The 12,674-nt window shown below is 50.3% G+C and carries 10 protein-coding genes; 5 read left to right on the top strand and 5 right to left on the bottom strand.

Annotated elements, in window-relative coordinates; genetic code table 11:
- Window positions 1-49: 49 nt before the first annotated feature.
- From PP769_RS13305 to PP769_RS13285, 5 genes are all read right to left on the bottom strand, one after another.
- On the bottom strand, window positions 50-982 hold the full coding sequence (locus tag PP769_RS13305) for a hypothetical protein (protein WP_312640887.1): 933 nt from the start codon (window positions 980-982) through the stop codon (window positions 50-52).
- 588 nt (window positions 983-1,570) lie between these two features.
- Window positions 1,571-1,738 (bottom strand): hypothetical protein, encoded by a 168-nt coding sequence (locus PP769_RS13300; RefSeq protein ID WP_312640886.1) that lies wholly within the window; start codon window positions 1,736-1,738, stop codon window positions 1,571-1,573.
- 321 nt (window positions 1,739-2,059) lie between these two features.
- On the bottom strand, window positions 2,060-2,950 hold the full coding sequence (locus PP769_RS13295) for a sigma-54 interaction domain-containing protein (RefSeq protein ID WP_312640885.1): 891 nt from the start codon (window positions 2,948-2,950) through the stop codon (window positions 2,060-2,062).
- Between the two features lie 474 nt (window positions 2,951-3,424).
- Entirely contained in the window at window positions 3,425-3,844 is a 420-nt protein-coding gene (locus tag PP769_RS13290; protein WP_312640883.1) for a DUF1499 domain-containing protein, read from the bottom strand.
- Window positions 3,845-4,094: 250 nt separating this feature from the next.
- Window positions 4,095-4,748: a Crp/Fnr family transcriptional regulator gene (locus PP769_RS13285; protein WP_312640881.1), complete on the bottom strand. Its 654-nt coding sequence runs from the start codon at window positions 4,746-4,748 to the stop codon at window positions 4,095-4,097.
- A 617-nt stretch (window positions 4,749-5,365) separates the two neighbouring features.
- Between PP769_RS13285 and PP769_RS13280 the strand changes: the two genes are divergently transcribed.
- The 5 genes from PP769_RS13280 (at window position 5,366) to PP769_RS13260 (ending at window position 12,551) form a co-directional block, all read left to right on the top strand.
- Window positions 5,366-5,761 carry a DUF4398 domain-containing protein gene (locus tag PP769_RS13280; protein ID WP_312640879.1) on the top strand — a complete coding sequence of 132 codons (396 nt, stop codon included), beginning with the start codon at window positions 5,366-5,368 and terminating at the stop codon, window positions 5,759-5,761.
- Window positions 5,762-6,040: 279 nt separating this feature from the next.
- Window positions 6,041-6,904: a mechanosensitive ion channel domain-containing protein gene (locus PP769_RS13275; protein WP_312640877.1), complete on the top strand. Its 864-nt coding sequence runs from the start codon at window positions 6,041-6,043 to the stop codon at window positions 6,902-6,904.
- Window positions 6,905-7,088: 184 nt separating this feature from the next.
- Window positions 7,089-10,421, top strand: coding sequence for a maltose alpha-D-glucosyltransferase (gene treS, locus PP769_RS13270; protein WP_312640875.1), 3,333 nt, complete (start codon window positions 7,089-7,091; stop codon window positions 10,419-10,421).
- Entirely contained in the window at window positions 10,421-10,570 is a 150-nt protein-coding gene (locus PP769_RS13265; RefSeq protein ID WP_312640874.1) for a hypothetical protein, read from the top strand. Before treS ends, PP769_RS13265 begins: the two co-directional genes overlap by 1 nt.
- Window positions 10,563-12,551, top strand: a complete 1,989-nt coding sequence (locus tag PP769_RS13260; RefSeq protein ID WP_312640873.1) for an alpha-1,4-glucan--maltose-1-phosphate maltosyltransferase — start codon at window positions 10,563-10,565, stop codon at window positions 12,549-12,551. Before PP769_RS13265 ends, PP769_RS13260 begins: the two co-directional genes overlap by 8 nt.
- The last annotated feature ends 123 nt before the right edge of the window (window positions 12,552-12,674 follow it).

Genomic DNA, 12,674 nt, shown 5'->3' with positions numbered 1-12,674 from the left:
AGAATTGCTTTTTCATTCAATCCTTTTTCAACTGCCTTTACCCATTACCTCAGGCCCCTTGCATGTCTTCAGGGCACTGGGAGTGACTGCTTCTCGAAGAAGGGAGGTTCCCCGCCACGGAAGGCCAGCGGCCCTTTTCTTTTTTCAGGGTATGAGGGGAGATATGCAGATGCAGTTGTGATGGCATGGTGGCATTGAGCCAAAATACGCCTCTAAACTTGGCAATAGTGTTCATACAGGACTGGCATAACGGTAAATGCCACATACGGTACTCGGATCCATACCCCTCCCTGAACATCTCATACCAATTTTCCTCTTTCACACACCGGTTATACTGAGGATCACTTTTACGGTAAAAAGGCGATAACGTCCTCAGAATTCTTCGGATGTCCTCATGGAAGACTTCAGGTTGACTCCGTTGCGTCTCGGCTAATGAGTACATTTCCCGGTTGGTCAATCCGATTCCTTCAACCGCCTGGTACCATCCCTTTTGCCCCCACCGTTCGAAACCCTTATAAATCTGCAGCGTTTCTCCTTTTTCCAATCCCAGAAAAAGACCCACCTCGGCGGGTTTCATGCCATAAAAATGATAGAACAGACAAATGAGGGCATCATGGCTTACCACAGCACGGCGGAGCAGTCCTTCAATAAATCGATACAAAATGGAATTGGAAGTCAGCGGAATGTGTGATTCCTGGAATCTTTCAAGGAAATCCGAAATAAAGCCGTCCAACAACACCGTTGGATGACCCGGCAATTGAGATGGGCAATACTCAATAAACCAGACAATCAGGTCAAAGGACAGCCTGCGAAGCGATTTTTCATGTGAGGTGTCGTCGACCCATTGCCCCGTGTCCTGTAAATTTCGTTTGATAATGCCCGATGACCGTTCCAGGAAAAACGGAAAATCCGCCGAAATACTTTCCAGGAATTCATCTTGAGTCGTCGCCAGCCCATTGACTGAAGAAGTTAGCGTTTTCACGGTGTTCTCCTTTCAGGCGAATAAGACCATATATATATCGATTGTGTTCGAAGCGTCTTCATCTTTACCGGCCTGTTTCCAGATTATAGAGGTGCTGATTCAACGCACACGTGGATGCATGATGTTTGACTATTCTGGAATGAGCTCCCATGCGATAATACCTGTTCGGTTTTTGAACACCACTGGGATCCCTCATCTTCAGATGATTGCCCAGTATGGCGGGAAGGCCTGGCCCTGTCTGTTCAATATTGCTCAGATTGCAAGAATTAACATGAGTGCGTGACCGCGGTTGTTTCGGTTCGGAGAAGCGACCCCGCCGCCACAAGAGGTTCAGTCAAGCGTCCCATCGATCCCGTACTGATGTTGGAAGGCTTAAGAAGATGAAAGATTGGTAGTCGGGCTTACCTACCCGAAGCTGGATTTTCCAGTAATCCAATTTGTTCGCTCGTCATGGACAGCTTGTGAAACTCGATAGCTTTGTTTAACTGTTTGTGTCTGTGGGATCTTCATGAGTCTCATCCTTTCGTGTGGTCAGGTGGTCCAATATCACTTGCTTAAAGAATCCCTCCTGATCGGCGATTCGATACATTATGCCCTCTTTTTTAGTGTCTCGGACATGACTTCCACGGCCTCTTGTTCGGTGAGTCCCTGAAATCTCCTCCCGCGGCATCCACAGGCCATCTGATCGGGATGCGTGCAGCGTTGAATGATGTGGTCCGCCACCCAGCATTGTAAATTGTAATTGTAGCGTGTCATGGTGTTCTCCTGGTTTGGTGTTCGGATCGGATTCATCTTTGGGAAAAATTTGCGGCCAAAAGGAGAGACATGCAAAGGAACCAGGAAAGGTGCAATCCAGGGTTTTGCTCTCGCATGACGCCTTGGACGCCACCCTGCTTTCGAATTGGTGTCCGAGTCCCAACAAGCCTCGTATTTCAAGAAATTGGGAAGGATGCCAGGTTTCACACCCTCTCATGGTGCGGCACCTCCTGACTCATCAATGTGCCATGTACCTCATACCGATTAGATTCGGTGCATTACCGAATTTTTTAGATTCTGTGATTGCCGGAGTGCTTCCTCTCAATGAAAAATATTCAGCGACGTTCCGTCAATATTCAATAGCGGTGTTTGTGAAAGAATCATGGCACATTCAATCACGTTCTCAAGCTCACGGCTGTTTCCCGGCCAGGAATGCTGAACCAACTGCTCCAGCGATTCGGGGTCAATGTCCTCGCACTGGCGACTGAATTGTATGGAATATTTTTTCATAAAAAAACGAGCCAACAGTGGGATATCTTTTCGACGATGGCGAAGCGGAGGCGTGGTAATGGGAAAGACGTAAAGTCGATGGTACAGATCCGACCGAAACCGACCTTTCGCTTTCGCCTTGGTCAAATCCTTATTCGTGGCAGCGATGATTCGCACATCAACCCATCCCGATTGGGAACTACCGACACGATTGACTATCCCATCCTGCAGGAGGAACAACAAATTGGCTTGCGCTTGAAGGGGCATTTCCCCGATTTCGTCCAGAAAGAGGGTTCCTCCATCTGCCAGTTCAAACTTTCCTTGCCAGCATTGTTCGGCCCCTGTAAACGCTCCCCTCTTGTGACCAAACACCTCGTTCTCTACTAATTCCGATAGGAGCGAGGCGCAATTGACGATGACGAACGGCTTATGTCGACGGGGGCTCAGTTCGTGAATGTATCGAGCGAACAGCTCCTTGCCGGTTCCGGTCTCTCCCAGTATTAACACGCTGACCCCGGTGGGTGCGACGGCTTCTCCCAGCGCCAAAGCCTGCTTGAAATCTCGACTGACACCCACCATTTCGCCAAAAGCATGACGGCCTTTGATTGTCTCCTGGAGATCTACGTTTTCCGGCGATTGAGGTTCGCGAAGTTGGCTGTTCTCCTCATGGGACCCTAATTGGAATGAGTTCTGCACTAAACGGGAGACTCTGCGATCCATCATCTCACCTCGTATTAGTTCAGGTTATAAGGAGGAGGGTTGCCTACCTGAGGCGATTAGTATTATGGAGGAGACATCAAGGTGTCTGGTCAACATTGCTCAGATTTGAATGATTCACATGCGGAAGGAACCTCTAAGCATTCTGGCAGGAGAAACAGTCCGGTAGGGACAAGACGTTCAACCAGTCAAGGGATAATTAAGTCCGGCCAGGCTCCCGTGAGGCATATAGTCTCAGGGAGTGTTAAATATTAGTAATTTCCATGACATATTGACCCATAGGCCCGTTGACTCTTAAACCGATGAAGCAGCGAAATTTTTACAATATTCAATGGCCCCGTCGGAAATCCCTCCCTCGCTAAGCGATGAGCACTTTGTTTCTCACTGCGCGTTTTGACGAGCCGGGAGGCTGATGGCGGAAAGAGGTTGTTTCCCGACTCCCTTCAGACGTTGCGGATTGTTTGTTTAGCCCACACGTGGCTAAAGGCGTCCCTCCAGCAGACTTCGAACTTTCTCCATTCGCTCCCGGTTGACACCAAAATCGGAATACCCTACCCGTGATGCCGATCGGAAATGAATGGTCTTTGCCGCGTCATCAAACAGAATCTCGACATCATCAACAAAGCGAAACAGGAAACTTCTGACTTCGTAATGAAGGAAGATCTCCCCTTCCTGAACCAACTCCGTGCGACTCAATTCACTGAACACCTGTTTCACAGCCCCTTTGGCCTCATTCAATGTTTTCTTGAATCGATAGGGGGCGATTGCATGTTTTTCCGACTCACTAAACGTGAAGACGCAATTGGGACTATCGGGGCACGGGTTGAGGCGATGATCTTTCATCGTCAGTTCCCTTTCTGTCCTTCCATGGGCCATCGTGGCCAAGAATATCAGAGCCATCAAAATCATTTTCTGCGACAACATAATCATCATAAAACCAGTTATCCTTTCTCCGACGATAGGTTCCTAGATTGAGTTCGATTTCAGCCAGCCAGAACATTGGCCCCTGGCAATAGAGAAGTCCATTCTGGCAGGATAATCTGCAGAATGCTGATCAGAATTGCTCAATCTAGAGGGAATAAGCGTGGATGAGCCAAAAACCGACGAGTTGGGGTTTACCAATCTGACGCCGCGATAATAAATGAAAACCTTAGTCGTGGAGAACGACATTGAGGAGGGAGCTATGCACGTGCATTCCGCCGTTGTAATCAATGAAGCCCAGTTTGCGAAACTTATTAAGAAAAAAACTGACGCGAGATCGCGTGGTACCGATCATTTCGGCGAGCGTTTCCTGATTGATTTTCGCAATGACCGCCTCCGGCTTGCCTTCTTTCCCAAAATGGGCCATCAGCAGCAATATGCGCGCCAGCCGCTTCTCAGCCGAATTAAAGAGCTGATCGACCAAATCCTCCTGAATGCGGATGTTGCGGGACAAGAGATGAGCCATGAACATTTTGGAGAAAGCGGGTTCGTCGTGAAGCAATCGGATCATCACCTGTTTGTCAACACGGACGAGAGTGGATTCTTCCAGGGCGGTCGCCGTAGCCATATACACCAGCTGTCCGGCGAGACAGCCCTCCCCCAAAAAAGCCCCCGACTCCAGTATGGCAACGACGGCTTCTTTCCCCTCCTTCGAAACCACGGTCAGCTTGACCTGGCCCGACTGAATAAAAAATACGGCCTCTGCCTTCTCTCCTTGCGAAAAGATAACCTGCTTCTGGGAAGACCTCAAATTCGTTTTACCGCTTCCGACTTTTTTGAGGAACACTTGAGAATTAAACTGCGATTCCGACTTGCCTTCCATAGGCTATCTCCTTTGAAAGACCTGAGATTAGGGGGAAGGGAGGGATTCGTGCAAGACGCCGATTAATGCCGTTTATTTTTCCATAGGTTCAATCATCGAATCAAGCCTCTTACTGATTTGATAGGACAATTCTTGTCGGCGACCTTTCACCCCGACCCCCATAATTTTCCGCCCATTTGCCTTTCTGTAGGATATTCCAAGGCAGACGATTGGTCTCGGACATACTGCCATCTCCTCGCACACGGTCCCTAAGGCAAACAGGCTCTCCCCGGCGAATGATCACCATTACCCCCTGTGGCCTCATCTCCTTCACTAACCAGATCGGGACAAAGGGTCCAACCATGGGCCAAACTGTTCCCCACATCGGGCCCCTTTCAGGAAAAATAGTTGAAAATCCGGTATCTATCAACAGCCATTCGCCATTTGGTATTGGCGTAGGATTTGCTATATCAGACAGTGATTTCAAAAAACATCACTCCCGGCCTACCCCAGGAAACGTGTAAGAGCAAGGTCCCGTTTTGCGAGAAGAGAAAATCCCTATATGGAAGTTCGTTGTCAGGACGGAGAGGCGTTCCCCTGCGGGAATATATGCGGCCTTGTTCTGCTTGAGTGTCCTAATGACCGGCTGTCAGGATCCCCCGATTCACGAATTACACAAAGCCCGTCAAGCGGTGGAACATGCCAGGAGGGAAGGAGCCTTGATTTTCGCACCTGATCTCTACAGTTTAGCGGAAAGTGAGCTGACAATCGGAGAAGAAGAATTTCTTGCACAAACCAGAAAAATGTTCTGGGCTCGAGATTATTCCATGGCCACCCGATTAATTATGTTGGCACAAACGGATGCCCATCAAGCCCTCTCCCTGGCCAAAGAGGAAAAACAGAAATCTTCCATGGCAGACAGAAATCCTCCACCTCATCTTTCAGTCCACAGCCACCTTGAGGGGCACCGTCTGACCAAGGGGGACCTGTTCTTTCAGGACCACGAAAGGAGGAATAGTTCTCAAGCTCGGTGACTCCTGCAAACCCCTTTGATTAGGAGAACAAATACAGTATGATCTGGAGAAGTCGGTTGGCATTTCTCAATCGGATCTGCCTGCTCACAGCTCTTAGCCATTCGCCTTCAGCCTGACTCGTTGGATCGTGATTCACCTGTGTTCCTCGTTCATCTGCAAACGTTTCGGCATACCCCTTTTCCCACAATCGGGCAGACCTGGAATGATGCCTGAGACCGTTATGCCTGTCGAATTGATCCCAACGCGTCCAGACCACACATACGTCATGAGGAGCCACACGTGGAACAAATCCTAGATTCACCCGGTGACATATTTATCCGGTACGGCCTGAGTACGTTCTTTCTCTTGTTAATCATTATCATCGTCAGGATGGGGATTCACCACAGTCTCTTTCGGTCAACGGAGCTTTCCGTGGAAACACGGAGACGGTGGGCGGTCAACCTCAGAAATGGCCTGCTTCTTCTGTTTATCCTCGGGATGATTTTCATTTGGGCCCCGCAACTCCAAACCTTTGCCGTCTCCGTCTTTGCCGTCGCCGTGGCCTTCGTCCTGGCCACCAAGGAAATCATTGACTGTTTGAGCGGCTCAGGACTCCGGGTGTTGACCAAAGCCTATTCCTTGGGTGATCGGATCGAAATCGGAGGGATTCGCGGAAACGTGGTCGACCACAATGCCCTGACCACCACAGTGTTGGAAATCGGCCCTGGGCAAACCTCTCACCAATATACCGGCCGGGCCATGGTCATCCCCAACAGCTTTATTTTCGATCACCCCTTAACCAATGAAACCTATACCAAAAAATACCGCCTTCATATTGTGACGGTCCCGCTGAGTACCGATGATGACTGGAAAACTGCCGAACGTCTGCTGCTGCAGGCCGGCGAGGAAGAAGCCGCGCCGTATATCGAAGAAGCCAGAACCTATCTTAAAAAACTCGAAGGCAAGTTGTGGTTGGACTCCCCCTCCGTGGAACCACGGGTCACGATTCAGTTGCCGGAACCCGGCCGCATTAATTTATTACTCCGCGTGCCCTGCCCGACTCAATATCCCTCACGCCTGGAACAAGCGATCCTTCGAAAATTTCTTGCTGAATTTTCCTTTGCTCCTCGCCTGGTTATACAGGAATCTCATTCTTCTCATTAACAGTGGATTAGCCTTTCCACCGGTTTTTATGGTAAACCCTTGTGACTCATTTTCATCGTTCAGCATCCTCGCTGACCAGTCATCAACCCAAACATTGCCGATTCCACGATACACATCGAGGGCCTACTCACCGGGTAGGGCCGAGGACAAGAACTGAATATCCCGATTCAGGAAAGGCACATCCATGATTGTCGACATACTCGAGAATGATCCACTCTGGTACAAGGACGCCATTATTTATGAACTCCATGTTCGGGCGTTTTGCGACAGTAACGCCGATGGCATCGGGGATTTTAAAGGGCTTACCCAAAAACTCGATTATCTCCAGGATCTGGGTGTGACCGCGATCTGGCTCCTGCCTTTTTGTTCATCTCCTCTCCGGGACGATGGCTATGACATTTCCGACTACACCAACATTCATCCACATTATGGAACCAGGCGAGACTTTCAGGCGTTTGTCCGGGAAGCCCATCGTCGCGGATTACGCGTGATTACTGAATTAGTGGTGAATCACACCTCGGATCAACATCCCTGGTTTCAGCGCGCGCGGAAAGCCCCACCCGGCAGCAAATGGCGGAATTGGTACGTGTGGAGTGAGACCCCGGATCTCTATTCCGACACCCGCATTATTTTTAAAGATACCGAACATTCGAATTGGGCCTGGGACCCCGTGGCCAAGGCGTATTACTGGCATCGTTTTTTTTCTCATCAGCCGGACTTGAATTACGACAACCCTGAGGTGCAAAAGGCGATCTTTGAGGTCCTGGATTTCTGGCTGGATCTGGGTGTGGATGGCTTGCGACTGGATGCCGTGCCCTATCTCTTCGAGCGGGAAGGGACCAATTGCGAAAACCTCCCGGAAACGCATGCGTTTCTCAAAACATTAAGAACGCACGTCGATAAAAAATTCAAAAACCGTTTCTTTCTCGCGGAAGCCAATCAATGGCCGGAAGACGCCGCGGCATATTTCGGGAAGGGCGATGAATGTCACATGAACTTTCATTTTCCCTTGATGCCCCGCCTGTTCATGTCGATGCAAATGGAAGATCGGTTCCCGATTATCGATATTTTGGATCAGACTCCCGCGATCCCGGAATCCTGCCAATGGGGACTTTTTTTACGTAATCACGATGAACTCACACTTGAAATGGTCACGGATGAAGAACGGGATTATATGTACCGCGTCTTCGCCCATGATAAGCAGGCCAGGATCAATCTGGGAATCCGGCGGCGATTAACTCCGCTCCTGGGCAATGACCGGAAAAAGATTGAACTGATGTACAGCTTGTTATTTTCGATGCCGGGTACACCGGTCATCTATTACGGGGAAGAGATCGGGATGGGAGATAATTTTTATTTAGGCGACCGAAACGGGGTCCGGACTCCCATGCAATGGAGTGCGGACCGCAATGCCGGATTTTCCTATGGCAATCCGCAGAAGCTCTATCTTCCGATTATCATTGACCCTGAATATCATTACGAAGCCGTTAACGTCGAACTCCAACAAAACAACGCACAGTCGCCCCTCTGGTGGATGAAGCGCATCGTCTCCTTGCGTAAACGCTATAAGGTCTTTGGACGAGGCTCCATTGAATTTCTTCATCCGTCCAACCGGAAAGTCCTGGTCTTCCTCCGGCGGTACCAGGACGAAACCATTCTGGTGGCCGTGAACTTATCCCGGCACGCCCAATGGGTCGAACTTGATCTCGCTGAATTCAAAGGACGACGTCCCATGACCTTGTTCGGACGGAGTAAATTCCCAGCCATTGGCGATTTGCCTTATCTGCTCACGCTGAGCGGACACGCCTTTTACTGGTTTGCCTTGGACCCCGTTGAATCCAAACAACTTGAGGCTCAGGGAAAGGCGGACCACGGCTTACCCACCATCACGATCTCCAAAGATTGGGATAATCTCATCCAGAAACGGGAAAAAGCCAAACTCGAAAATGCGTTACCCCAGTACTTACAAGGCCGACGGTGGTTTGGCGGCAAAGCCCGCACCATGCAATTTGTGGAAATCACCGAAACGATCCCTCTCCCGCAGGAAGATCCTTTGGCCGTCCTCGCGCTCATCCGCGTGGAATACACCGAGGGAGAACCGGAGATATACCTCTTACCCTTGCAGTATCTTCCGGCCGATCGTATGGCCCCACTCGTGGACTCTCCGGCAGCCATTGCACGCGTGCGAGTCAAAATGAAAGACGGTGAGCAGGAAGGCCTTCTGATCGATGCTATGTGGGATCGGGAGTTTCAAAAAATGCTGTTGGATAGTATTTCCCGAAACCGCCGGTTCAATGGTCCGGCGGGCGATTTGGCCACTCAAGCCACGAAAATCTTTCGTCGGCAGCTCCAGAAAGAGGTCCCGACCCTTGAACCAAACCTGTTAAAGGGTGAACAAAGCAACTCCTCGGTCTTGTTTGGACATGACTTCATTTTAAAACTCTACCGCCGGGCTGAAGTCGGCGTGAATCCTGACTTTGAAATCGGACGGTTTTTAACCAATAAAGGATTTCCGCACATTGCCCCCCTGGCTGGAGCCATCGAATATCAACGGGACAATGGCGACCTCCTGACATTTGGTATCTTACAGAAATTTATTCAAAACGAAGGAGACGCCTGGAAATACACGTTAGATGAACTGAGTCGATATCTGGAAGAAGCGCTCACGCATCCCACAGCCATCACCACCTCATCAATTCCTCAAAAATCTCTGATGGCTCTGGTAGACGAGGAGATACCGACCGGCGCCCGTGAATGGATTGGCCCGTATCTGGAAGAAGCCCGGTTGTTGGGCCTTCGAACAGGAGAACTGCACGCCGCGCTCGCCTCCGATTTCGAAGATCCCGAGTTTAAACCAGAACCGTTTACCGATTTTTACCGGCGGGGTCTATATCAGAGCATGCTGGGAACGGTCAACATGAACTTTCCTCTTCTTCGCACTCAGGTCAAAGGGCTTCAGGATCCTGTGCAATCCATTGCAAAAAATGTATTGGAGGGAGAAGGCCGCTTACGCAAACGTCTGTTAACCATACGGGACCGGAAACTCACCTGCACCCGCATCCGGTGCCATGGCGACTACCATCTCGGCCAGGTGCTCTATACCGGAAAAGATTTCATCATCATCGATTTTGAAGGCGAACCGGCCAGGCCCTTGAATGTCAGACGACTGAAGGAATCGCCTTTGCGGGACGTGGCGGGCATGTTGCGATCCTTTCATTACGCGGCGCATGCCTCCTCTATTGGATTGGTCGAGGGCGTTCGACCGGAAGACTTTTCTTTGCTTGAACCTTGGGCCCGCTATTGGCAGATATGGGTCAGCGTCAGCTACCTCAAGGCGTACCTATCCATTAAAGAAGTCCGTGACATTCTTCCCCCGTCATCGGACGACATCCAAATTTTGCTGAATGGATATTTACTTCAGAAAGCGATCTATGAGCTCGGCTATGAACTCAATAATCGGCCCCATTGGGTGCGTATTCCCCTGGATGGCATTCTCCAAATTTTAGAAGTGGACTGATGTTTCTCAAACCGAGCCTTGAACCGGGACTCTGGCTGGCTCCTGGCGATCGTCCAGTCATATTAGGCATTCTGGACGGGGAATACTTGCCAATCGTCATTTACAGGAATATCCAAGAAGCCACATACGAAGGAGTGCCTCATGTCTAATATTCCCAAAACGTTACAAACCCTGATCATTGAACATGTCGAGCCTGAACTGGATGGGGGGCGCTATCCGGTCAAACGGATCGTCGGGGAGAACCTGGACGTCACAGCCGACGTGTTCAAGGAAGGACACGACACCATAGGGGCCGTCCTTCGGTACAAATTGCTGGGACAGAAGGAATGGTCGGAAACCCCCATGCATCATGTCGATAATGACCGGTGGGCTGGATCATTTCCCCTCGCAGAAAATACCCGATATCTCTATTCCGTGGGAGCCTATGTCAGGAGTTTTGAAACCTGGAAAATTGAACTGACCAAGAAACATGGGGTGCTTCCGGACCTTTCCAGTGAATTATTGGAGGGAGAAGTGCAAGTCAAAGAGGCGCTGAACAGGGCGAAAGGTCCCGATAAGTCCGAGCTGAAACTCTGGTTGGAAAAGTGGAAGTCCGCTTCCGACCAGGAAGCCCGGATCGCCATCGCCCTGGATCCGATTGTGGCCACACTCGTCGACCGACACGAACAACGGGCTGCCTGGTCCACCTATGAGAAGGAATTGGAAGTGATTGTCGACCGAGAGCGTGCCCGGTATGGCGCCTGGTATGAAATCTTTCCCCGGTCAGAAGGAACCGTGCCGGGAAAAGGGGGAACATTTAAAGATTGTGAACAACGCCTTCCGGCCATCCGGGATATGGGATTCGATGTCCTCTATCTCACCCCTATTCATCCCATCGGAGAGACCAACCGGAAAGGCCGCAACAACAGTTTGAAGGCCAAGCCGGGCGATCCGGGCAGTCCCTGGGCCATCGGAAGTCGACATGGAGGACATGATGCGGTCGAACCGGCTCTGGGCACCATGGACGATTTTGACCATTTTCAACAAGCCGTCAGAAATCACGGAATGGAAGTCGCCATAGATTTCGCCATCAATGCCACCCCGGATCATCCCTACGTGACACAACATCCTAACTGGTTTAAGCAACGCCCGGACGGGACGATCAAATACGCCGAGAACCCTCCTAAAAAATATGAGGACATTTATGGATTTGATTTCTATACCGAAGCCTGGCAGGACATCTGGCAGGAAATGAAGCGGGTCCTCCGCTTTTGGATCGAGCATGGAGTCAAAATTTTTCGAGTGGATAATCCCCACACCAAACCCGTGATCTTTTGGGAATGGCTTATTCGGGAAATCCAGTTGGAGCACCCGGATGTCCTGTTTCTGGCAGAAGCCTTTACCCGGCCTAAAATGATGCGGGTTTTGGCGAAAGCCGGGTATACCCAGTCCTACACGTATTTTACGTGGCGAAATTCAAAAGGAGAAATGACCGAATATCTGACCGAATTAACCCGGACCCAAATGCAGGAGTATTTCCGGCCGAACTTTTTCGCCAATACGCCGGACATCCTGCCGGAAATTCTCCAACAGGGAGGTCGGCCGGCCTTTAAATTCCGGCTCGTGCTGGCCGCCACGCTCTCCCCGACCTATGGGATCTATAATAGCTATGAACTGTGCGAAAATAAGGCAATTCCCGGAACCGAGGAATATCAGGATTCGGAAAAATATGAAATCCGGCATTGGGATTGGGATCGTCCCGGAAACATCCGTGACTATATCACCCGCATCAACCAGATCCGCCGGGATCACCCTTCCTTGCACACCTTCACCAATCTGCAATTTTACCAATCCGACAACGACCACATTCTTTTCTATGGGAAAATGAATGCCGACAAGACTGACATTCTTCTGTTCGCGATCAATATGGATCCCTATACCATCCATGAGGCTCGCCTGCGAATTCCGATCGATGAATGCGGCATTGGTGAACAGGACACTTATCAACTGCATGAACTCATTCAAGATTATCGCCATCAAGTCGTGGGAGGTGACTACACCATTCGATTGGATCCTCACGACGAACCGGCGGCTATTTTCGCACTCCGGCGCCGTACTCGTCGTGAAAGCGATTTTGACTATTTCATGTAACAGGGAACGATCCGCAGGTTTTCTTACCCCACAATGAAAAAACAGGCCCCTGCCATTTCTTGGCAGCGGCCTGAACTTCCACAGAGCCTTCATGGGCGCAATGCTCAACGAGGACCTCCTCTC

Origin of the sequence: Candidatus Nitrospira allomarina, assembly GCF_032050975.1 — a bacterium.
In the GTDB taxonomy this organism is placed as follows: domain Bacteria; phylum Nitrospirota; class Nitrospiria; order Nitrospirales; family UBA8639; genus Nitrospira_E; species Nitrospira_E allomarina.
This window is presented reverse-complemented; position numbering and strand designations above follow the sequence as displayed.